The organism is Pseudoalteromonas sp. PAR1 (assembly GCF_947311895.1).
Taxonomy (GTDB): domain Bacteria; phylum Pseudomonadota; class Gammaproteobacteria; order Enterobacterales; family Alteromonadaceae; genus Pseudoalteromonas; species Pseudoalteromonas lipolytica_C.
On the sequence record NZ_CAMZMY010000008.1, the window covers coordinates 49085 to 71819 of the forward strand.

The window sequence follows — 22735 nt, forward strand, 5'->3', positions numbered from 1 at the left end:
TGGGATGAAAACTGTATTAAACAGCATTACAGCTGTCATTTTAGCGTCAACACTTGTTGCATGTGGTTCGTCTTCTTCGGACGATTCTTCAGATACAAGCACACCTGTTACTGAAGTAACAGGCTTTAGCTATGACGCAACAGATTTAATTGAAAACGTAACTGAGCAAGTGATTGTGGATGGTTACGAAATGCTAAACAGCAAGGCGGCTGTTTTACATAATGCGACACTGACATTATTAGAAAACAAAAACGAAGCCGCGCTGCTTGCTGCTCAACAAGCATGGAAAGATGCACGTGTATTCTGGGAGCAAGGTGAGTCGCATATCTTTGGTCCTGTTGATAGCTTATCAATTGATCCACACCTTGATACTTGGCCACTGAATACAGCTGATTTAGAAGCACTACTTGCAAGTAACACAACGTTCTCGGCTGATAATGTAAAGAACTTTGACGATGGTGTACAAGGTTTCCACACTATGGAGTTCTTATTATTCGGTAATGGCGTTGAAGATAACGATAAGTCAATTGACGAAATGACTGTGCGTGAAATGGAATACCTAATTGCATGTGCTGAAGTATTCAATATTCATACACAAAGCCTTGTTGATGCATGGGGTATATCAGCAAATGCGGATGATGAACCTGCTTATAAAGATTATTTATTAACGCCGGGTAATGATAAATACTCATCTGAGTTAGGTGTTATTGAAGAGTTAGTCAATGGTGTTATCGGTATTGTTGATGAGGTAGGTAACGGTAAAATTGCAGAACCATTTGGTACTAGCAAAGACACAGCTGACACATCATTGGTTGAATCACAATATAGCTGGAACTCATTAACCGACTTTAGCAACAACATTGTTGGTGTACAAAATGTGTTTTTAGGCACATTCAGCGATGAAAACGACAGCCCAGGCCTAAAAGCATTCATTACTGCCGGTGACGCTGAGCTAGCAGCGAAAGTTGAAACTCAAATTACAGAAGCTATTGCAGCGATTGATGCCATTGCAGGTGCAGATGATATGCCATTTAGACAAGCGATTAAGGATGATGCTGGTCGCGTTCGAATTCAAACAGCGATTGATGCGCTAGGTGAATTACAAGCGACCCTTGAAGAAGAAGTTGTGCCACTTATCAAAAAGTGGAATTTATAATCGCTGGGGAAGCATTTGCTTCCCCTCTTTGCAAGATACCGTCATGAATGTAAAAGCAATTAAACCAATTCTATTTGCTTTCACAGCCTTATCTTTAGTGGCATGTGGAAGTAAAACCAGCGATAAAAGCGCGACCGAAACGACAACGCCACCACCGACAAGTAGCGAAACGGATCCAAATTATATTGATGTCGTTGCGTTGGCAGGTGATGCGACAGCCCTCGATACCAATAATTCAGGCCATGGTTTCTCTACACCTATGCCTAATTTAAGTGATTCAGAACGCGATATTCACTTAACTGGCGATGCTAATTTTGAAACATCCTTTACGACAGCCCCGAATGATGCACACCCGGAACTCGATGGTTTAGGGCCAGTTTTTAATAACAATAACTGTAATGCTTGTCACCAACGAGATGGTCGCCCAAGTACTATTGTTCCTACCGCTGAACAGCAAACTGTGAAGTTAACGAATGATGCAGGGATCTTTTTACGCGTTAGCTTAGCTGATGGCGTGTGTGAAATGCCAAGTAGTGTCAATGATTTTTGTCAGGCTACAGGCGTTGAAGGGTTTGGGGATCAACTCTTTCACCGGGGGATTTTACAAGCCCGTGAAGACTGGCAAACGCATAATTTTGGTGGCCAAGCTGATGTATATCTAAGCTATGATTACACGGAGTTTAGCTACCCAGATGGCAGTACTGTCACGTTGAAAAAGCCGGTATTTACTATCGACAATGCGTGGGACTCACCTGAAAACTTCAGTTTAAGTGCCCTTGCCAATGAAGATGTACGTTTTAGTGCCCGTAATGGCATGCCTGTCTTTGGTCTTGGATTGCTTGAAGCGATTGAAGAGCAAGATATTCTAGCGCTTGAAGATGTTGATGATGCCGACAACGATGGAATTTCTGGTAAAGCAAACTGGGTATTTGATGCTGTTAAGGCTCAAGCGGGTGATGAAAACCCTGTGTCACTTGGACGATTTGGTTGGAAAGCCAGTACACCATCAGTCAGACAGCAATCACTAGGTGCACTACGTGGTGACATGGGGGTAACCAACTCATTGTTCCCTGAAGAAAGCATTGCTAATACATTAATGCACGAAAGTTATTTATCTCGTACTAACTATCAAGATACCGGTTCTGATGAGCAAGGATTGCCAGAAGCCAGTGATGAGTTTGCTGATACGGTCGTGTTTTACGCAGAAACACTTGCTGTGCCAGCACGTCGTAATGTAGCAGACGAAGGTGTTAAAGCCGGTGCTCGTTTATTCGATGATTTAAACTGTACTGGTTGCCATACGCCTCGTTTTGTAACCGCAAATGGTGCCGCTTTATTACTGGGCGGTGTTGCAGCGCCTGCGGCAGTAAAAGGGCAAGAAATTTGGCCATTTACTGACATGTTGTTGCATGACATGGGTGAAGAGCTCGCAGACAACCGTCGTGATTTTATGGCAACAGGCCGTGAGTGGAAAACGCGTCCGCTTTGGGGGATTGGTTTAACGAAAACAGTTAACCCTGCCGCTGGTTTCTTACATGATGGGCGTGCAGCAACACTTGAAGAAGCGATTTTATGGCATGGTGGTGAAGCTGAAAAAAGTAAGCGTGAATTTACAGAGCTTAGCAGTGAAAAAAGAGCACAGTTAATCAGCTTTTTACAATCACTATAGCTGTAACCCCCTTTAAAAGCGCACTGTCAACGCCCTTTACAGTGCGCTTTTTGTTGCCTCTAAGAGAAGAGATTCAACACTAAAGGGAAGAGGGTTTTCATGTGCCTTGCTGAAAACGCGAAAGTTAATTGCCACGTTATCACTGTGAATTTGTTCAACCAGCTTTAGCGTTTGTTCGTTATGTTGACTGAAAATAGCCACTTCTTGATGCATTGCTCCAGTTGAGTAATTATTGAGTAGATCATGAACATTTACTATAGCTAAAGCTCCGAGCGTAACATGACCACCGATTGTGACATCTATTTTTTTGGCCACTGCCCTAAGCGGCCAATTAATTGCTCCAACCACTACGTTTTTGCGTTTGTTTAACTCATCAAGCGCAGCAATTGCCCCTAACGCCATCGCATCATTTGCCGCCCAAACAATATTAATAGTTGGTTGATGCCTAAAAAAACCAAGGCTTTGACGGTAGGCTTGTTTAGTTGACCAATTGGCAACTGCATTAGCAGTAATGTTTGCACTAGTATTAGCTGCCACACTTTGCTTTAAACCTTGCTCCCGATCAAGGGCTGCATGGGTGGTGTAGTCTCCATTAATTGCGAAAATGTTGGCAGCTTGCTGGCTCTTTTCAATTAGTTTGTTGGCTAATAATTGGCCTGCTTGTTTGTTATCGGGTACTACGCTACCAGTGACATTAATACCATGATCACTCATAAGTTTTAGCTCTTGCTTAGATGGGCGGTTGAGTAAAAAATAGATGGGTGTAGGTACAGGAGACAAGCTTAAAAGCTGTTGCGTAAGCACACTTTTCTCATCAACTAAAATGAGCATATCTGGCTTAGCTTTGATTGCTTTAGCCACTAAAGATTTCATTTCAATATGATTTCGATTGGCATAATGAATAGTTAAATCGAGATCAAAGTCTTTTGCAGCGTTTTGCATCAACTGCGACACTTCAAACCAAAACGGGCCTGTTACATTGGTATCTGCATGACCTGGATTAATAAAAATAATACTTTGCTTGGCAAAAACACCAGGCAGGTAAAATAGACAGATAGTGATAAATACTGTTTTAAGCATGGCTTTATTAGGTTAAAAGACCGGTAGGGTAGAGTATAGCGCGAATTGGTAGATTTTAAGTAAATGATTGGAATAGGGTATTTTTTTTAATATCTGATAGAAAAAGGGCTGCACAAATGTGCAGCCCTAAGAGAATCAAATTGAAATTGTCACGCTAAATTAAAATTCATACGTTACATTGGCGAATACACGTCGGCCAATTGAGTCGTATTGAGAATACAATGCCGCATTACCTACTTGGAACTCTGTGCTTGATAAGCGAGGAGGCTCTTTATCAAATAAGTTTGCAACACCCATTGTCGCGCTCCAACCACCTGAGAAGTTAGCCGAACCTGAAAGTGTGTGATAGGTTGTCCATCTAGTTTCACCAACGAAACGAACTTCTTCTCCACGGTATGTTGTTAGATTTGAATCATTGTTATATTCGTAATCGTTAGTAGAGTCGAAGTAATTCGCAGTCCATGTCAGGCTGTAATCATCCCAGCTATAAGTTAGTGATGCGTTACCAACATGCTTAGGTTCACCCATCTCGCCAACTTCATTGTTTAGCTCACTATTTTCGAATAACTGATAAGTACGCTCAATTTGCATTGTGTGTTCTAATCGGAATCGAATAGAGCCAAAGTCAAACATGTCTTGGTATGTGAAGTTATAATCGACACCGCGAGCATTTTGGCTCGCAACATTTACATAGCCACTATAGATTTCATCAATACCGTAGTCGTTATTAGAACCATCTCGGCGAGTGAAAAGGCCACACAACGGCTCATTTGCAAAATCTTTAGATTCATAACATTGAGACGTAATATCACCGCCACTTAAGCTAGTTACTTCATCATCAATCGAAATGTTGTAATAATCTATTGAAAGAGCATAGGTGTCTTCTGGACTTCTCCAAACAAAACCAATAGTTTCTGTGACCGCAGTTTCAGCTTTTAATCGTCCTTCACCACCACTTGTATAAATAGTTGCAGAGCTACCGCCTAAAGCATAATCAGCAGGGATACCATCTGCTTGACAGTTGTTTGCAACTGTCTGAGTAATATTACCTGCGGCAAACTCTTCAGACCAATTCAAACAAGGATCGACAGCTAATTGTCCACCAAAACCAGATTGGTTTGCTAAATAAAGTTCATAAAGTGCTGGCGAGCGGAAAGAACTACCGCGGTTTGCACGAATATTAAAGCCTTCAAGTACTTCCCAATTTAGACCTAGCTTATATGTTGTATCGTTGCCATAAGTATTGACGTCTGTCCAACGGAATGATGCTGATAGGTCAAGCGAGTTCATTAAAAATAGATCTTTTACAACAGGTACTTTGACTTCACCATACACAGCTCGTGTGATTTGTGAACCTGCAGTGATCCCCGCTCCTGTTAGACCCCAAGAGTTACCCTCTAATGTATGTTTTCCTGGCGTGTCTTCGATTTCATCTTTCTGGATTGAAAGACCAAATGCAGAGCCAACTGTGCCTGCTGGTAAATCAAATAAGTCACCAGTAATATAAGCATCTAAAGTTTGTTGCTTATAAATAGTATTACCGATATCTTCACCAAAAATAAAATCTCTAACCTCTTGAGATGGGTTTCCAGCTAAGAAATTTGGATCAGTCCAAGGGATATCTACACAAGTTCTTTTTGAAAACTCAGTTACTTCACCATTACATTGGACGCCGTTAGCTAAATTTAGCTGAGACATGACAAGCGAATCTCTTAAGAAGATCTGTTGCTGATATTCGCCGTCATTGTAACTATTTTGGTAAGAAACATCCCACAACCAATCGCCTAGGCTACCTTCTAAACCAACTACAGCACGCGTGTAATCAACCGTCGTCTCAGAACCGTAGTGATCAGATAATGCAACAGGCATTAAAAATGCGTTTCCAGAGAAACCATCAAATAGGTCTGCAGCTTGAGGGCCAATATCACCAATCCAAAACTGTCTATAACTACTCATTGTGGTCGTTCGTGAGCTATGGATTAATTCGCCGTATAATTTCATATCATCAGTAATTGCGTAATCACCTTGAGCAAATACTGACCACACTTCAGTTTCTGGACGCATACTTTCATTGTCTAGAAACGGGTGCTGAAGGTCCCACCAACCATCACTTTCTTTGTCATAAGAAACAGGATACCAGCCATCAGGAGTGGTTAAATCACCTGGTTGAGTCGCTGTGCTATTATAATTATCATATCCGTTTGCGCCGAAGAATCCATCATAGTCGTATGCTAGGTTTGGTCCACTACCTACAACATTTGATGCACCTGCACCATATACCCAAAGGCCATAACCAGTTTCATTACAGTTTGCCTTGCCTGTTCTTGGATCTATCGGATCAGCTTGAGAGCCATCCGAATTATATAAAAGTCGCTCTGTACAATTAAGGAAGTCTCGATCACCTCGTTTCAACTCTTTTGAAACTTTATAATCAGCAGTTACACGGAAAGAGCCTTTGCTAAATTCTTCACCATAGCTAACATTGAAGCGTTGCTCTTCACCACCTGATTCAAATGGTTGGCTAATATCAACATTTACAGATTTATCGTCACCTTTTTTAGTAATAATGTTGATAACACCTGCAATCGCATCAGAACCGTATAATGAAGATGCGCCATCTTTAAGGATTTCTACACGTTCAATTGTCGATAGTGGAATAGTATTAAGGTCAAAAGCAGAAACTTGGCCACGAGTACCTGCTGGACCAGCTCTACGTCCATTTAGAAGAATTAGGGTACGAGAAGCACCTAAACCACGTAACGATGCAGTCTCCGTACCTTTACCACCAGCAGTAACATAACCCACACTCATTGCTGAGGTAATTTGATTTGAACCTGCAGCGGCAGTGCTGGTTCTAAGTAAATCAGCTAGTGTTTTGATGCCTTCATTTTTTGCATCTTCTACTGTGATTATATCTATAGGAGTTTCACTTGCGAAACTGTCAGTTCGAATACGAGAGCCGATAACTTGTACTTTTTCAATAGCTTCTGCACCTTCTTCATCAGCAGCAAATGACTGACCTGAAATGGCAAGCGCCGATGAGCATAGAGCAAGCTTGATGCTAGCACTTAAAAGATTATTTTTTATCATTATTTCACCTGTTACTTTATTGTTCTATCCCTGGGTGGGGTGTTAACTATGTTTTCCAAATGTTAACGAGATCACTCTAGCATTGTCCCTATTGTTCCCAAATCAAAAGTTCGTAGCAAAATGTAGCCACTTAAAACTTTTTTATAACAATGGTTTATTGTTGAGTTGGTTTTTTAGATTGATAATGTGGCTATTTATAGTTTGCTTTTACGCAATGAAAATGATTATCAATAGATGTGATTTTTGGTATGGTAATAATGCTTTATAAACTGATGCTAACTTTTTGAATTAGGCTGATGATGTGTTTCGACATATAATGCGGCCAAGTTTTTCCACATGAGTACTTTATGAAATTTTTTCTAGTTACCTTATTGGTATTTTTCTCGGCAGTCTGTGTAGCAGAAGAGCTCGATCTTGAAGCAAATATGAAGAATATGGGGCTGGCTTATAAAAACTCGGTTCGTGCAACGAGTCTTGAAGTGTTTAATACATCAATTGATGAGTTTATTCACTTGTTAGAAAAAGCACGGACAGCCGACTTTAAACAGCATAAAACAGCATCTCTTGAAGGACTTGATAAAGTAATCAAACAGGCAAATCTGGCTAAAGAACTAGCCAGCAAGCAGGGACTTGATGCAGCGAAAGTACCTCTTAAATCAATAGATGATTTACGAAAAAAATACCATGAACTCCATGAACCGCCAGGTTTTTGGCAGCTGTTATTTGGAAAATAATATTATTTAATTTTCGAAATTAGACTTAAAAAAGGTGCTGAAGCACCTTTTTTAACGCTTTTTCTTTTTACCTTGAACTGCTTTAAAGCGCGGATTGTCTTTATTAATTACATAAACGCGGCCTTTGCGCTTGACAATTTGGCAACCCGGACGGGATTTTGCACTTTTAAGAGAGCTTAATACTTTCATTTTAACTCCTAAACGCGATTTACTTGCTCACTAAGTTTTTAAAACGACGATTAAATGCAGCTACACGACCATCGCTTGCTACTGCTTTTTGCTTGCCGGTATAAAATGGGTGTGAATCACTCGATACATCAATTGGTACGTAAGGGTATGTTTTACCATCAAGCTCTATAGTACGCGATGTTTTAATCGTCGAACCGATAATAAAGTAGCTGTCGGCAGCAGTATCGTGAAACGCTACTTGATGGTATTCAGGGTGTATATTAGGTTTCATTATTTACCTTTTTGTTATGTGATAATATATCAAATATAAAGCAAAAATAGACAGGCTTCAAGATAAAAATAATTCTTATTTGTAGGTTGGTTGGCTTAAAATTAGTCATTATGAACAATCAGTGAGCAGTTGAATTTAAAAAACTGGCTATTGTTAATAAGGCTGTTATAACTAGGTATGCGTGCTTATTTAAGAGAGGGATATGGAAGTGAATGATATAGCTGGCCGCGAAGAACTAGATCAAAATGTAATGAACACGCTTCGCGATAAAGATCACTCTACATTAGCAAACCAAGTTGATACTTTGCAGTGTTCACATAACGACATAATAGAGCTTTTGGCTCAGTATCTAGCACTTAGTGAGCAGGATGATGATGAGCGTTTTGATCATTGGTTTGATAACCTAAGTAAAGAGCAACATACCGTGGTTAAAACCTTTGAAGTCTATCGTGGACACTATGAGCATTTAGATTAGCTGATAGCTGAATTACCAAAACAAATTAACTGTTTTGTTGTTTTTTTGAACTAAAAAAGCCACCCAAAGGCGGCTTTTAGTTTATAGCACTAACTTGTTAGTCAAGCATGTATGCTCGCATAGTAATTTGTTCGGCAGAACTTGAACCATAGTCAGAAACGATAGTACGAATATGTACAAAGTCTCCTTTAACGCCGGTATTTGGAATAGTAGCAACCCATTCACCGTCTATTTGTTCTACTTTAGCATCAAGCCAATTTTCGGTTGAAAACTGAGTCGATACTGGACAATAAATATAAGCAGGGACTGTTTCGATACCGCATTCTTGACCGTAAGCGTATTGGAACTCTACGTTTGCAAGCGGTACTTCACCAACTCCATCGAGTAAACCTGTTAGTTTAATATGCGCTGCTTCACCCACTTGCATGCTGTTATTAATATCAACAGGTAAGTCGATCATAGGCACCAAGATAGGTTGTGCACCCTGCAGTTGTTCGTTAGCAGTAAAGGTGTAGAAGCCTTGATAGAGTGACCCTAAATGATCTTTAACAGGTGAACGCTCACCAACACCACGAGCATAAGAGCGCATTTCAAGGGTTACTTGGTGGTCGCCTGGCTTGAGTGTTAAGGTTCCTTGATATGGAAATACTGGCTCGCCATCTAAACGTAAGCCAAATGCAGAGCTGCCCATATAACCAAAAATACCGTCATGGTTTGACGCATCGCCAAACGAGGCAAGATTAAAGTAAAGTACATTAGTATCTCGACGAATAATCGGTGAACCACCGCTGCCCAAGCTACCTGCTCGAGGGCCTTTAAACCATGTTGTTGTTTCTTCGGCCCCTTCGGTCATAGCACGAGGACCGTCAAAATAAGCGCCCGCACTTTGAATTTGGTAATTAGGCATAACAACGTTAGTCCAGGCATTTTTAGCTGTCGCGGTGTAATACTCGTCTCGTACCTGAGGCAACATGATAAGTTGTGAGCTACCCGTCGAATAAAATTCACCGGTACTATTGGTCATTGCCATTACATCAGTCCAAGCTGGACGTTCATCATTTTGTGAATGGTACGAGGCAGTGATCTTATGCATTCTATGGTCAGCGATATTGATTTGCCCTGACTCAATCCTGCCATCAGTAATGTGATTAATTGAATAAGCGTATGGCGAGCGTTCAGCCGCTATACCTGACCAACTAACAAGATTGTTGCCGGCTTCAATTTCGGCCATTAATCTTTCACCTTGTTCAGTGCTGATACCGATAACTGGTACCTTTGGTGTGCCTGTAATTGCACCTTTATAGCGACCACCACGGTCTGGACGATAGAAAATCACGCCTATGGCGCCATGTTTCATAGCATTACCTACCATGTAAGAGGTGAGATAATTTGGATTTGCAATAAGTGCAATTTTACTATCCAGATCAAACTGGCTCCAATCCGTGCTATAACCAGCATCACCGACAGGGAGAACTTCAGCAGACCCTTCACCATGGAATGACAATGCTAAACCTTGCTTGATGTAATCAAGCTTTTCGCCATTTTGCATCATGACCGTTGTCTCAGGTGCAACGGCGCGAGTGGTAATGAATGAGCGAAAACGATCATCATGGCCCTGTGACCAAGCATACATCTCATTGACGTAATCTGGTGCCATCTCAATCGCTGCGAGTTTAGCTACTTTTTCATCGTCAATTGCATAGGTAAAACCAAAAGAATAGCCTTGTGGATCGAGTGGCTGATCTGCTTTAAAGGTAACTTTTTGAGCGCTGCGGGCATCAAAATCGATATGCGTTTGGCCATCAATTTTACGGTTTAAAACAGCCATCTGTGCTGCTGATTCAACTAAACCTGAGCTTGTTTGCGGGTTGTCGAATGTCATGATGTTTGCAATCAGTGTGTAGTAACCTGCAGGAACATCAATACTCGCTTTGCCGCCAGATAATCTGACCAAGCTACCCCAATCATCTTCTTCGTTGATTAGATAAAGCTTTGATGGTGAAGTGGCTGGATTGCCCCAGCGGTCGGTTAAGTTAACAGATAATTGAACGGTAGGTTGAGCAACCCAAAAAGAGACAGGAACTGTAACTTGATGATCGCTAGTTCCAACAGTCGTGCCTGTAACTCGACCTGTGATAGCACCATATGCACCGTTATTAAGTGCAACGCGTGGGTCAATCCACATAGGTACATTTGCTTCACCTTGAGCCGGTATGGTGATTGTTTTGGTATCTAAACCTGCCAGCGTAGCAGGTAATTGCGTTTTGCCATCCTCACCAATTAAATCTAGCTTCAGTTTAAGGGTAATATCTGAATCAGACGTATTAGTCAGTGTGATGTGAGTTTGTGTAAACTCATCGCTATTACTGTTTTCAAAAAAGCCTAGTTCACGGTTGGCAGGGGCAACTATAGCTTGGTTAATGGCACGGTCGATATTCATCGCGCCAGCTCCTTGCTCAAGAACGTGAGAATCACCGCTAAATACTGACGAAGTTAGAACGTTTTTAATTTCTTGTGGACTAAGCTCTGCACGAGCCTGCATAACAAGCGCAGCACCACCAGCAACATGAGGCGCAGCCATTGAGGTACCCGAATAGACGCGGTATGCAGTATCGCCTAGACCACCTGAAGCAGCAGCTACAACAGACACACCTTGTGAGGCAATATCAGGCTTTGCTGAATGACCATCTGGCGATGGGCCTCGTGATGAAAATGAAGCTGTATTACCTTCTCTATCAATTGCACCAACAGTCAGTGCGCTTGGCGCGCAGCCTGGTAGACCAATTGTCTCGCGGGTAAAGCTATTACCTGCAGAAATAACAAACAGGGCTTTGTCGCTCAGCGCTTCCACCATCTCTACAAGTGGGCCACCACAGCTAGTGCCCGAGCCTCCTAATGACATATTTACGATATCAGCTTGCTCGGAAAGCACAGCCCATTGCATACCATTTAATATACCGAAGGTTGAACCAGAGCCAGTATTACTCAGTACTTTACCAATGATGAGATCAGCTGCTGGGGCAACACCTACCCATTTCCCATCTGACTCATGACCATTACCTGCAACAGTTGAAGCTGTGTGCGTACCGTGCCCGTTTAAGTCATCTACACCATTGCTTGAATAGGTAAAGTCACGAGATGCAATAACACGACCTTGTAAGTCTGGGTGTTCAGTATCATAACCTGTATCAAGTACGGCTACTTTAATGCCTGCACCATTGAAGTTAATTGCAGATTCACCATAAGCACCTGTTAATGGCACAGTAGGTGTTAGGGCTGCTGATTGAGTTACTTTGTGTGCATGCACTACAGCATCCAGCCAAATACCTTCTACATCAGCTTGTGAAGCCAAACTTTGCCAGGTTTGTGCCGCTTTTTCTTTGCTAATAGCAAACGCTGCACTATCGATTAGCTCGATTTCGCCAGTCAGAGACATGCCTGCTAAGGCTGATGGAACGGCCGCACCAGCTAGAGTTCCGTCTTTGTACTCAACAATCACAGGTAAAGCATCTGTTGACGCATCATCATAGCCAGATTCATACAGCTTATTAATGTTAAATAGTTCTAAATCGATTGCTTGAGAGTCAACAAGCGCTTGTGCATGATTAGGTACAACGTATGTGCTCTTACCGCGTTTAAAAATACTGGTGATTGCATCGGAGCCATCAGCATTGAGCATACGAATGCCGCTTAGTTCGCCATCTTTGTTTACGACAGCAGAGACTTTATCACCGGTGATCAGGGTAAATGTAAGCGCATCTGCTTTAGTTTGATTAGTTACTACATTAGTTTGCGCTAAAGTTGGCTGAGCAAAGGTTAAACCGAGCATAGCCAAGTAGGTCGCTTTGACGCGACCAAGCCTTGGGAAAGGTTTCATCTATTCATCCTTCGTTTTAATATAATTTATTGGGAAGAAAGGAGTTATCGAGAGGCTGTCATGTTTTTAATGACCCAAAGATAACTCTTCGAGATGAATTTAACGGCTATCTAGCTGAAAACCTACAAAACAAAAGTAGCAAAATGTACTAACCAAAAATTAACAAGTGATACATTGCTGTAACTTTGTGCGTGGGTTCATGGTATGTTCACTTTCAAGAAAAAACGGATTTTATAGCCGTTATTTTACTGATAAATCATATTTTGCCACTACATCATCAATGTAACGATGGCGAAGGGTATTTTTACCTTCGTGCCCGGTACCGTGACTCAATGCGCGATTCATGAGTTTGAGTGCTTTATGCAGGGTTTGGCGCTCTTCCACGCTCAAACCAGTCTTTGTCCGAAGCTCAGTAATATCATCAATAAGCAGTTTAGCAACATCAAGTTGCACAGCTTCTTCAACGAGACCATTTTGTGTTAGCACGCCATATTTGCTGCATAGAAATTGCTGCCATACTTGTTGTAAATGCTCATCTATGTCGCTACCAAACAATTCTTCGTCAATGGCAAACCCTTGTTCAGCAAGTTTAGCAAGTTGTGTTGAGTAATGTTGAGCAAAATAATTAAAGGCTTGGCATGATGAGCTTATGTCATGTTTTATGATTAATTGCCCCCAACTTGCTGCACCACGCGGGTAATAGTCTTGATACTCTTCACACTGATAAATACCTGAATATGAACTGCACTCTAATTGACTCTGCAAACAATAACTAGGTTTGGGAAATAAGCTACTTTGTTGCCAGTTTGCAAGCGTATCCTCATCAATTGAGAGGGTTTGACATAGCTCTTCAGTAGTATAAAAGTAGGTTGCCAAAAATTTGGAAAGTTGCATTATCAATTACTCACAATAAATACTGTTAATTTATACAGTATTTGATTTTGGCTTAAGTTTGATTTTTTCTCAAGTTTTTTTATTTATTGCATCAGACTACTCGGAAAATGGCTGGGTTTATGATACAACTAGCGCAAATTTTCCAAACATTAAAAAGTTATGCGCAGCCTAGAAACAATTAAACAAGCAAGCTTGATCACTGCTATTAAAACACCTTATTTAACCAATGGTGAAATTGATCTTGCTTGTTATGACGACCTTGTTGAACAACAAATTGCAGCTGGAGTTGATGGCATTATTGTCGGTGGGACGACCGGTGAAGGTCAACTAATGAATTGGGAAGAGCACTTAATGCTAATCGCACACAGTGTGAGCAAATTCTCTGACCGCTTATTAATTGTTGGTAACACAGGAAGTAATAATACGCGTGAAGCTATAAAAGCAACTGAATATGGTTTTGCAACAGGTATGGATGCGGCGCTGCAAATTAATCCATACTATGGCCGTACGTCAATGGCTGGTGTAAAAGAGCACTTTAATCGTTTACTCGATATTGGCCCGGCGTTTATCTACAATGTTGCGGGTCGCACAGGTCAAGACTTAACACCTGATATCATTGAACCTTTGGCAAAACACAAGCATTTTATCGGTGTAAAAGAGTGCGGTGGTAATGAGCGTATCGCACATTATGAACAGCAAGGCATAGCTTGTTGGTCAGGTAATGACGATGAAGCGCATGATGCAAGGCATATTCATAATGCCCATGGCGTGATCTCAGTTACATCTAACTTAATTCCCGGCCTTTTCCGTCAATTGATGGATGAAAAAAATGAGGCACTAAATACAAAACTACAGCCACTTATGAACTGGTTATTCTGCGAGCCTAATCCGATTGCGATCAATACGGCGCTGATGATGACTGGTGCGGTGAACCCTGTGTTCCGTTTACCTTATGTGCCACTAACAAATGCGCAGCAAGAAATTGGCTTAGGTTATATTAACGAACTTAATGTTGCTGATATTGTGGGTAGTGAGGCAAATATTTTAGCTGAGCAAGACGTTATTTTGCTTTAAGTGCAGATTAAGTCATTTAGCGCATATTTAGTTAAGTTATAACTAACTAAAATCATTTTTTTTCTGTATAATTTGCGACCCTTGATATAATGGCCGCAGGTTATACAGCATGAATTTTAAATCATTTAGTTTTTCTTCTGAGCTTTTACAGGCATTAGATGAGCTTAATTTCGAAACGCTTACTCCCGTTCAACGTAGTGCAATTCCTGCGGTAAGAAAAGGCAAAGACGTACTTGTTAGTGCGCAAACTGGTACGGGTAAAACCGCGGCATTTGCATTACCAATAATCCAAAAGTTATCAGAATCAGCAGTTAGTGATAATAATGCCCCGAGTGCATTAGTGCTTGCGCCGACTCGTGAACTTGCTGAACAAATTGCTAATAATTTCAAATCGTTTGCTAAGTATACCGAACTTAAAACAGTGTGCTTATTTGGTGGTATAAATTTAGCTGGCCAAGCAAATGATCTTAAAGCGGGTGTCGATATTGTTGTAGCAACACCTGGGCGCTTACTTGATCATATTCGTTTAGGTAATATCAGCTTAGCAAGTGTAAAACATTTAGTGCTTGATGAAGCTGACCGCATGCTAGATATGGGCTTTATCAATGATATGCAAACAGTCATCAACGGCTGTGATGAAGCGCGTCAGATTTTATTATTCTCTGCCACTTTTCCTGCGGCAATTAAACAGTTTGCAAGTAAAGTTCTAAAACAACCAGAAATCATTCATGTAGACCAAACAAACAGTACCGCAGAAACAGTGCAACACGTTGTTTATCCAGTTGAAGAGCGCCGTAAACAAGAGCTTTTATCTGAATTAATTGGTAAGAAAAACTGGCAGCAAGTACTGGTTTTTGTGAACATGAAAGAAACAGCTGATGAGCTTGTTAAAGAGCTTAATCTTGATGGTATCCCTGCTGTTGTTTGTCATGGTGATAAGACGCAAGGTAACCGTCGCCGCGCATTACGTGAATTTAAAGAAGGCAAAGTTCGCGTACTAGTAGCAACCGAAGTGGCTGCGCGTGGTATTGATATTGAAGGCTTGCCGCGTGTTATTAATATCGATTTACCATGGCTTGCAGAAGACTATGTTCACCGTATTGGCCGCACTGGTCGTGCAGGAAAACCAGGTGAGGCTATCTCATTTGTTAGTCGTGAAGAAGAAAATACTTTATTCGATATTGAAAAGCTGATTGGCCAACGCATTAAACGAATCGTATTGCCTGGTTACGAAGTAAGTAACCGTGATGTATTAATTGAGAAAATAGGTAAAAAGCCATCGCATTTACGCCGTAGTCGTACAAACAAGCCATCAGGCCAAGCTACAGGTGAGGCCCGCGCAAAGAACCGTTCGCGTATTGCAAATGTGCGTAAATCATTAAAAGGCAATAAGTTAAGTCTTAAAAAATAATTTAGTTGTAAAAAAAGCCCCATCACTTTGAAAGGTGATGGGGCTTTTTTTTACTCTGAAATTAATACAAAAGGCGTGTTTTGTTAATTTTTGGCTGTCGAAATGTAGAATTGGGTTAACAAATGTACCTCACTGAATTACAATCGCTTTGAAATCAGTTAAATAGCGTTTTTAACGCATCAGTCTCTAAATGGATGTTTATGCAGTACTTAAAAAGAATAATAAATCAAATCATCGCCCCTACCTGTTTATTTAGCGTTATCAGCATGCCTTTTTACACACATGCATTTGATAAAGCAGAATTTTTGCTTGCCCATATTAAAGAGTCTATTAGTGTTGATGGTGTGATGGATGAGCCTCACTGGAAATATGCGACAAAAGTGCCTTTGAAATATCAAAATGAACCGACCGAAAAAGGCACACCACTTGTTCAAACTGATGCGTTTATATACGAAGATGGTAAATACTTATATGTTGGGTTTATTGCAAAAGACAATGACCCTTCACAAATTCGCGCTGCTCTTCGTGATCGCGATACTCTTTGGCAAGACGATAATGTTGCCTTGATGATAGATACTTTCAATGATGAACGTACCGGCTATGAATTTTACGTAAACCCCCTTGGTGCGCAAGGCGATATGCGCATGACTGATATTGATGATTGGGTGGAAGACCCATCATGGGATGCTATTTGGGATAGTGCAGGGCAAATAACTGACGATGGGTATGTGGTTGAAATGCGTATTCCATTCACAGCACTTCGGTTTCCAAAAGACCAAACGGAGTTAACGTGGAGCTTTGCAGTTTGGCGAAACTACCCGCGTGATGTGTATTATCAGATGTCGAATGTTGGCTTTGACCGAGATGTAAAATGTAGTTTTTGTCAGTTTGATAAACTTACTGGTTTTGCCAACATGACTGAAAGCCAAAACATTCAGCTTACACCAACTTTAACGGCGCTTCGTCATGATACCAAAGACATAGTGCCAGGTGATTGGCAAAATGGTGATATTGATACTGAAGCGGGGTTAGATTTACGTTGGGGGGTGACTCAAGATGCGGTAATTAACGCCACTATTAACCCTGATTTTTCTCAAGTAGAAGCAGACTCTTTAGAGCTTGATGTAAATACAACTTACTCGATTTATTATGCTGAAAAGCGTCCATTCTTTTTAGATGGTGCCTCTTATTTTAACACAAGCCAACTAGAGCTTTTATATACGCGAATGATTGCTGAACCTGATGTCGGTTTGAAGTTAACAGGTAAAACCGGCGCACACAGTTATGGCTTTATGTACGCTGACGATCAGAATACCAGTGTATTGTTACCGACTAATCAAGGTTCAGGTTTTGCGAATTTGGCGGATAAAACGCAAGCTGTGGCAGGGCGTTATCAATTTGATATAGGCCAAAAAGGGACGATTGGCGTAATGAGCACCCACCGCGAAAATGATGATTACCATAATACGGTATTATCGATAGATGGGAGTTATTGGTTTAACCAGTCAGATAGTTTGCAGTATCAAGTAGCAACGACAGACACTACGAATGCAGACTTTTTAGTAGACTATTACGGGGTCGATAAAAATCAATCGGATCAAGCTTATGCCATTGAGTTTACAAGAACTAAACGTGACTATGAGCTGTATGCGAGCTACGAAAATATCGGCGAAGAGTATCGTTCAGATCTTGGTTATCAGGCGAAAGTCGATTATGAAAAAATTGAACTAGGCGGTGGGCAAACTTGGTATCGCAATGCTGATGATGCTATTACTGAGTATAGCTATAACGCCGAGTGGGATAAAACGTGGGCACAAAATGGTGACCTACTTGAAGAAGAGTATGATGGCTATTTTACTTTTAAAGGTAAGATGCAGTCGCAAACCGAAATTGGTTTTATTCATCGTAATGAGTTTTATGCCGGTGAGTTCTTTAATCAGAACATAGGTTATATCTACGGCGGTTTTAGGCCCATTCGGGATGTTCGTTTCTTATTGTATGCTCAATATGGCAGCAAAATTGACTACAGTAATGCAGCTCTAGGTACTATGGTGCGAATTGAACCTGAAATGACATGGGATATTAACGATCATTGGCAAGTGCAACTTGAGCATAGTTATAGCTACCTAGATAACAAACAAAATGAACGTGTTTATACGGCGAACTTAACCGATTTACGCGTTTATTATAAATTTAATATGCGCTCAATGTTAAAGCTTGTTTTGCAGTTTGAAGATGTTGATCGAAATAATGAAGCTTATCGGTTTGATGTAAGCCAAACTAACCGTGATTATGGCAGTCAGTTAGTGTATTCATACAAAATTAACTCACAGACGCTGTTTTACTTAGGTTATTCAGACAAAGGTTATCAAGACGATTCGTTGCAAGGTGTTGAGCGCGATCAACGTACATTTTTTACCAAGCTAAGCTATGCATGGCAGCTTTGATAAATTTAAAATTGGTCAGCTTAGTGCTGACCAATTTCTTCTTTTATTTTGTTTCTTACCACAGGCTCTAAACTCTTTAGTCCCCATTGTTTTCCAATTTCAACAGCATCATCTATTGGCTTTTTCAAAGTGACACCATGATAGAGCGCAACTAGCGCGCCTACGCGATTACTACTGGCGCAATGAACTAAGGTAGTATGCTGAGATTGCTGATCCAACAAGTTGTGTAATTTGGTCGCATTTTCTAGGGTGATGTCGGCTTTTGATTGCACTGGAATAGGGTAGTAGTTTAACCCTAATCCTTTAACTACCTCTTGCTCTGACCAACTCGTTTCATTTTCGCCGCGTAAATTGATAATAGTATCAACCCCCAGCGCTTTTAATTTTGCAAAGTCTGATTGGCTCGGTTGACCTGATGTATAAACGTGTTCAGATTGGGCATGTAAATTTAGAATATCGAGTTGTATGCTGGTTGCTTGCTCAGCTAGTGCTGTAAATGATAATAAGACTATGAACATTGTTTTTATGAGTTTATTGATCATCTTTCTATTCCATTATTGTTTTGTGTAAACGGTTTTACCGCGACTGATAGTGTATAAAATTTGCAGTTTATGTAGGTTTTCTGGCTCAATTTTAAGTGGGTTTTTATCCAAAATGATTAAATCAGCTTGCATCCCCTGTTTTAATTGCCCTTTTGATGCTTCTTCAAAATGTTGATATGCAGGCCAAGTGGTCATTGCTTGTAGTGCAGTATACACAGAGACGCGTTGATCTGGGCCAAGTACTTGGTTAGTGCGTGTTGTGCGATTAACTGTCGCATCGAGTACGCGCATCGCATTTGGCAATGCTACTGGTGCATCGTGATGGGTACTAAACATCAACCCTTGCTCTTTGACCGCATTGGTTGGTGAAATAAAATCAGCACGCGGATGGCCAAGTACCGAATCTACATGCCAATCGCCCCAATAAAAGGTATGCATTGGGAAGAGCGACGGAAAAATACCTAATTCTTTAAGGCGATTTACCTGCTCTTGACGAATTGTTTGACCATGAATCAGCACCGGGCGGCGGTCTTTTTTTCCTAATTTATTGTTGGCATTTTCAACAGCATTTAAAAATTGTTCAATTGCGGCATCTCCATTGGCATGGGTCATAACCTGCCAGCCATTAGCAAAGGCAGTCTCAACATATTCAAATGCTTGTTCATCATTAAAGGTAGGATAACCTAAATAGCCAGCTTCTTGACCTTCAGGTGCTTTAAGGTAGGGGGCTGATAACCAGGCTGTTTTACCCTGTGGAGAGCCATCAAAATTAAGTTTTACACCACCAATCCGAAACTGATTCGTGTAGTTTTTACTATTATAGGCTGAGTCCATAAAGCTGCTGCTGGTGGCCATATCGGCATATGCAACCACATCAATCACAAATTTATTCGCTTTTGAAGCTCTTACCATTGAATCATAGGCTTCTTGAGTTGCTCGGCCCTCTTGTGCTGTGGTGTAGCCGTATTTTGTATAGAGTTTTTGTCCTTCTTGTAGCATTAAATCTTGTAACTCAGGATCAAAAGACTGCATGAGTTTAAACAGTAAACCAAAGTGCGCATTTTCTTCGAGCACCCCATTGGGTTCTTGTGAGTTCGCCATACGACGAATTAGCCCGCCGTTAGGGTTTTCTGAGTTTTCGTCGATGCCCGCCATGGCTAAGGCTTTACTGTTTGCGACACTTAAGTGACCCGAGGTATGAATGATAATGACCGGCTTTTCGGTGCTAACGCGGTCTAAGTCCATTTTAGTCGGGTATCTATCAAGCTCAGCATCATCGTAACCAAATCCTAATATAGCACCGGTTTTTTCGATAAATGTTGTGTAATCAGGGTTAAGCTGTGCGGCTGTAAGAATATTAACGATTTGCTCAACACTGTTGGCATCACCATCAGGGCTCGGTAATAAATTGGCTACCATAGCCTGTAACCCAACACCATAAACATGGCTATGGCCATCAACAAAGCCCGGCATTAAGGTTTTACCTTGTAGATCAACTAGCTTTGTTTTGCCAAACTTATACTCAAGTGCTTTACTTTTATCACCAACAAAGATGATTTTGTCGCCTTGCGTTGCAATTGCTTGTGCGTACTTTGGTTCATCACTTGTCATGGTGAGAATATCGCCACCGTAATAAATAGCATCTGCTGCGCTAACTTGGAGTGGTAATGTTTTAGCTGTTTGTTCTAGGGCTTTATCGCAGGCCGTTAAAGCGAGTAATGAACAGGCAAGTGCGAGGTGATGTTTCATATATCTTCCATGTATATTAGCTAATAATTATGTCGTTGAGTAATATAAGAATATAGTCTGTTTAAAAATTTTTTCTTTTAAAAATGGACTTAAATTTCATTAAAGTATAAGACAATTGCAGCACCATCTAGGCTGCTACCGTTATGGATGTTGATGCCAATACCGAAATTGTTGAACCAAGACGTCCAGCGCTGTGCATCCCATAAAAAGCCTATACCATACTCATAAAAATGATCAGTTCCGAATGCAACTCGACTATCACCACCTAAGTCGATACGTTGTCCTTTGATATAAAATGCTTGCTCAAAAGGTCCAATCTTAAACATGTTAAATGTTGCTTTAATACCATTTAGTGTTCGCCAAGTTTCAGGGGCTGCATTATGTATACCGTCAGGGTGAGAGAGTGCCCAGCCATAGTAATAATTAAAGTTAAGCTTATATTCGTAATAGCCCCAATATCTAGGCAGGCGATAAATCATGGTTGCATTAGGGTTTAACACCAGTGCATTGCTATTAAGATTGGTGTAAAGGTTATCAGTTAAAGGCTTTAAATTACGCCTAGACTCGGGAGAGTTGTAGTCGTAATCATTGTTGTAATGTAAGTAGTGAGTATTCAAACCAAATTGATATGACCACTTAGAGCCAAGAGCTTTTTCTGCGTTAAAGCCGAGCATCCCGTTATACACAGTTTCAGAAATATAGTCGTCAGCTACATTATCAAACAGCGAAATGAAATCTGATTGATTTAGGTAGCTGATCCGACTTACTACATTAATGTTGTGTTGGTAGATAGGGTTATTTACCTGCCATTTAAGCGGAATGCTGTAGAGTTTTAACTTCTTTCTCAGTGCTATGCTGTCTTCTTCATTGACAGTATTTTGTGGGTTAAATATGGTTTGAGGATCAAAATCACCAAATCCTAAAGTAATGCTGTCACCATCAGTTAAAACCAATGAGGTGGCAAATGCTGATTCAAGTTGTTTCGTTGGATTTGCATCACTGTATGAGCAGTAGATCAAAGCCCACACTGTGCACAGAGTAAAAACCTTTTTAATACGGTTATTCATCAAAACTTTAAATCTCATATAAAAGCATTGTAAATTCAGTGGCATGAATCTTGTTGTGTTGGTACCTAATTGGTATCCATATCATACAAAACCCCCTCCTCGGAACTAGTAACAAAGGGTGTCGGAATTTTCATAAACTCACCTCGAATCAGAATTTTCTCATTCGAACTCGTAATATTTTAATCTAATGTAAATGGTATGTACAAAGTGGATGTTCGTAATTAACAGTGGATACGTTGCAATTAGATTCAATCTGTTCAAGAGGTCCCACTTTGAATGCTTCATATTTTAATGCTAGTTCAAATGGCTTTGTTTTTAAGCTTGCTACATTCATCCTATTTGCTGGTTCTTTATTTTGCAGTCAACAGGGCAAAGCTGAGCAAACAGGCTGGTTTTTATCAGGACAAATAGGTTCAGCCTCAACAGACCTCAGCAAAAAAAACCTAACGTCATCATTAATTGAACAAGGAGCATTAATTAACTCTGTGTCGATTAAGGACTCAGATACAGGTTATCAAGCTGCAATTGGTTATAAATTCAATTCGTTCTACTCACTGCAAGTTGGTTATGTAGATTTTGGCGAAAGACATTTCAGCTTTACTGGTGAAGTCACCGACATAGACAGCTTACACAGTACCATGGAACAAATTTACCCAGAATCAGCAAAGGGGCCGCAAATATCACTTTTAGCATCGTGGCCTGTTACCAAAGAGATATCACTGACTGGTAAGTTGGGGTATTTAGATTGGCAACAAGATTACCAATACCAAATAGACTCTTCACAGCTATTTAATGCAAAACGAAGTGGCAACAGTGTCACCTTTGGCATTGAAGCAAGTATTGCTGTTTTTAAAAGTACTCAAGTTTTTATTAGTTACGACCACGCAGCGCTGGATGCAACTGATGCTTCGATACTCTCTATTGGCGCAAGATATTACTTCGACTAACTCATTATCGATGTGCGCAAGGGGCGTACATTTTAAATTATCTCAAGGAATAGCTGAGAATCT

The 22735-nt window shown here is 40.7% G+C and carries 17 protein-coding genes; 8 read left to right on the forward strand and 9 right to left on the reverse strand.

Annotation, left to right across the window (positions count from 1 at the left end; all coding sequences use genetic code 11):
- Positions 1-4: 4 nt before the first annotated feature.
- Together QL229_RS08470 and QL229_RS08475 are read left to right on the forward strand one after the other, a co-directional pair.
- A complete protein-coding gene (locus QL229_RS08470) occupies positions 5-1156 on the forward strand; it encodes an imelysin family protein (protein ID WP_138557745.1) in 1152 nt (383 codons plus the stop codon).
- 43 nt (positions 1157-1199) lie between these two features.
- Complete coding sequence (locus QL229_RS08475) at positions 1200-2825, forward strand: di-heme oxidoredictase family protein (protein ID WP_138557744.1); 1626 nt, start codon at positions 1200-1202, stop codon at positions 2823-2825.
- Between the two features lie 36 nt (positions 2826-2861).
- Here the strand turns inward: QL229_RS08475 and QL229_RS08480 are convergent, their stop codons facing one another.
- Both QL229_RS08480 and QL229_RS08485 read right to left on the reverse strand, forming a co-directional pair.
- Positions 2862-3905, reverse strand: coding sequence for an ABC transporter substrate-binding protein (locus tag QL229_RS08480; RefSeq protein ID WP_281546767.1), 1044 nt, complete (start codon positions 3903-3905; stop codon positions 2862-2864).
- A 159-nt stretch (positions 3906-4064) separates the two neighbouring features.
- Positions 4065-6995 carry a TonB-dependent receptor gene (locus tag QL229_RS08485; RefSeq protein WP_138557742.1) on the reverse strand — a complete coding sequence of 977 codons (2931 nt, stop codon included), beginning with the start codon at positions 6993-6995 and terminating at the stop codon, positions 4065-4067.
- A gap of 347 nt (positions 6996-7342) precedes the next feature.
- Here QL229_RS08485 and QL229_RS08490 point away from each other — a divergent pair, with 347 nt between their 5' ends.
- Positions 7343-7729 (forward strand): cytochrome b562, encoded by a 387-nt coding sequence (locus tag QL229_RS08490; protein WP_135926329.1) that lies wholly within the window; start codon positions 7343-7345, stop codon positions 7727-7729.
- A 51-nt stretch (positions 7730-7780) separates the two neighbouring features.
- Here the strand turns inward: QL229_RS08490 and ykgO are convergent, their stop codons facing one another.
- On the reverse strand, positions 7781-7918 hold the full coding sequence (gene ykgO, locus QL229_RS08495; protein WP_138557741.1) for a type B 50S ribosomal protein L36: 138 nt from the start codon (positions 7916-7918) through the stop codon (positions 7781-7783).
- Between the two features lie 19 nt (positions 7919-7937).
- Complete coding sequence (locus QL229_RS08500) at positions 7938-8189, reverse strand: type B 50S ribosomal protein L31 (RefSeq protein ID WP_138557740.1); 252 nt, start codon at positions 8187-8189, stop codon at positions 7938-7940.
- A 202-nt stretch (positions 8190-8391) separates the two neighbouring features.
- Here QL229_RS08500 and QL229_RS08505 point away from each other — a divergent pair, with 202 nt between their 5' ends.
- Positions 8392-8664 (forward strand): hypothetical protein, encoded by a 273-nt coding sequence (locus QL229_RS08505; RefSeq protein ID WP_138557739.1) that lies wholly within the window; start codon positions 8392-8394, stop codon positions 8662-8664.
- A gap of 97 nt (positions 8665-8761) precedes the next feature.
- Here the strand turns inward: QL229_RS08505 and QL229_RS08510 are convergent, their stop codons facing one another.
- Both QL229_RS08510 and QL229_RS08515 read right to left on the reverse strand, forming a co-directional pair.
- Positions 8762-12541 carry a S8 family serine peptidase gene (locus QL229_RS08510; RefSeq protein ID WP_138557738.1) on the reverse strand — a complete coding sequence of 1260 codons (3780 nt, stop codon included), beginning with the start codon at positions 12539-12541 and terminating at the stop codon, positions 8762-8764.
- Between the two features lie 240 nt (positions 12542-12781).
- Positions 12782-13435: a DUF6058 family natural product biosynthesis protein gene (locus QL229_RS08515; RefSeq protein WP_135926334.1), complete on the reverse strand. Its 654-nt coding sequence runs from the start codon at positions 13433-13435 to the stop codon at positions 12782-12784.
- A gap of 159 nt (positions 13436-13594) precedes the next feature.
- On the opposite strand from QL229_RS08515, the gene dapA reads away from it, so the two are divergent.
- The 3 genes from dapA (at position 13595) to QL229_RS08530 (ending at position 18367) form a co-directional block, all read left to right on the forward strand.
- Positions 13595-14509: a 4-hydroxy-tetrahydrodipicolinate synthase gene (gene dapA / locus QL229_RS08520; RefSeq protein ID WP_135926939.1), complete on the forward strand. Its 915-nt coding sequence runs from the start codon at positions 13595-13597 to the stop codon at positions 14507-14509.
- A gap of 109 nt (positions 14510-14618) precedes the next feature.
- Positions 14619-15920, forward strand: coding sequence for a DEAD/DEAH box helicase (locus QL229_RS08525; RefSeq protein WP_138557737.1), 1302 nt, complete (start codon positions 14619-14621; stop codon positions 15918-15920).
- A gap of 266 nt (positions 15921-16186) precedes the next feature.
- Positions 16187-18367 carry a DUF5916 domain-containing protein gene (locus tag QL229_RS08530; protein ID WP_281546794.1) on the forward strand — a complete coding sequence of 727 codons (2181 nt, stop codon included), beginning with the start codon at positions 16187-16189 and terminating at the stop codon, positions 18365-18367.
- Positions 18368-18387: 20 nt separating this feature from the next.
- On the opposite strand, the gene QL229_RS08535 is transcribed toward QL229_RS08530, so the two are convergent.
- The 3 genes from QL229_RS08535 to QL229_RS08545 all read right to left on the reverse strand — a co-directional run bounded on the left by QL229_RS08535 (position 18388) and on the right by QL229_RS08545 (position 21743).
- The gene (locus tag QL229_RS08535) at positions 18388-18909 is read right to left on the reverse strand and encodes a protein tyrosine phosphatase family protein (protein WP_235383836.1); all 522 of its coding nucleotides are present in this window, start codon (positions 18907-18909) and stop codon (positions 18388-18390) included.
- Between the two features lie 12 nt (positions 18910-18921).
- On the reverse strand, positions 18922-20658 hold the full coding sequence (locus QL229_RS08540) for an amidohydrolase (RefSeq protein WP_138557734.1): 1737 nt from the start codon (positions 20656-20658) through the stop codon (positions 18922-18924).
- An 89-nt stretch (positions 20659-20747) separates the two neighbouring features.
- A complete protein-coding gene (locus QL229_RS08545; RefSeq protein ID WP_168246758.1) occupies positions 20748-21743 on the reverse strand; it encodes a Solitary outer membrane autotransporter beta-barrel domain in 996 nt (331 codons plus the stop codon).
- 254 nt (positions 21744-21997) lie between these two features.
- Here QL229_RS08545 and QL229_RS08550 point away from each other — a divergent pair, with 254 nt between their 5' ends.
- A complete protein-coding gene (locus QL229_RS08550; protein WP_171040420.1) occupies positions 21998-22672 on the forward strand; it encodes an outer membrane beta-barrel protein in 675 nt (224 codons plus the stop codon).
- Positions 22673-22735 lie beyond the last annotated feature (63 nt).

Bases quoted from the DNA above. Each gene is read 5' to 3' on its own strand.
- QL229_RS08500 (WP_138557740.1), bottom strand. From the start codon at position 8,189: ATGAAACCTAATATACACCCTGAATACCATCAAGTAGCGTTTCACGAT.
- QL229_RS08490 (WP_135926329.1), top strand. From the start codon at position 7,343: ATGAAATTTTTTCTAGTTACCTTATTGGTATTTTTCTCGGCAGTCTGT.
- QL229_RS08525 (WP_138557737.1), top strand. From the start codon at position 14,619: ATGAATTTTAAATCATTTAGTTTTTCTTCTGAGCTTTTACAGGCATTA.
- QL229_RS08515 (WP_135926334.1), bottom strand. From the start codon at position 13,435: ATGCAACTTTCCAAATTTTTGGCAACCTACTTTTATACTACTGAAGAG.
- QL229_RS08505 (WP_138557739.1), top strand. From the start codon at position 8,392: ATGGAAGTGAATGATATAGCTGGCCGCGAAGAACTAGATCAAAATGTA.
- QL229_RS08540 (WP_138557734.1), bottom strand. From the start codon at position 20,658: ATGAAACATCACCTCGCACTTGCCTGTTCATTACTCGCTTTAACGGCC.
- QL229_RS08475 (WP_138557744.1), top strand. From the start codon at position 1,200: ATGAATGTAAAAGCAATTAAACCAATTCTATTTGCTTTCACAGCCTTA.
- ykgO (WP_138557741.1), bottom strand. From the start codon at position 7,918: ATGAAAGTATTAAGCTCTCTTAAAAGTGCAAAATCCCGTCCGGGTTGC.
- QL229_RS08545 (WP_168246758.1), bottom strand. From the start codon at position 21,743: ATGAGATTTAAAGTTTTGATGAATAACCGTATTAAAAAGGTTTTTACT.
- QL229_RS08510 (WP_138557738.1), bottom strand. From the start codon at position 12,541: ATGAAACCTTTCCCAAGGCTTGGTCGCGTCAAAGCGACCTACTTGGCT.
- QL229_RS08530 (WP_281546794.1), top strand. From the start codon at position 16,187: ATGCCTTTTTACACACATGCATTTGATAAAGCAGAATTTTTGCTTGCC.
- QL229_RS08480 (WP_281546767.1), bottom strand. From the start codon at position 3,905: ATGCTTAAAACAGTATTTATCACTATCTGTCTATTTTACCTGCCTGGT.
- QL229_RS08485 (WP_138557742.1), bottom strand. From the start codon at position 6,995: ATGATAAAAAATAATCTTTTAAGTGCTAGCATCAAGCTTGCTCTATGC.
- QL229_RS08470 (WP_138557745.1), top strand. From the start codon at position 5: ATGAAAACTGTATTAAACAGCATTACAGCTGTCATTTTAGCGTCAACA.
- QL229_RS08535 (WP_235383836.1), bottom strand. From the start codon at position 18,909: ATGATCAATAAACTCATAAAAACAATGTTCATAGTCTTATTATCATTT.
- dapA (WP_135926939.1), top strand. From the start codon at position 13,595: ATGCGCAGCCTAGAAACAATTAAACAAGCAAGCTTGATCACTGCTATT.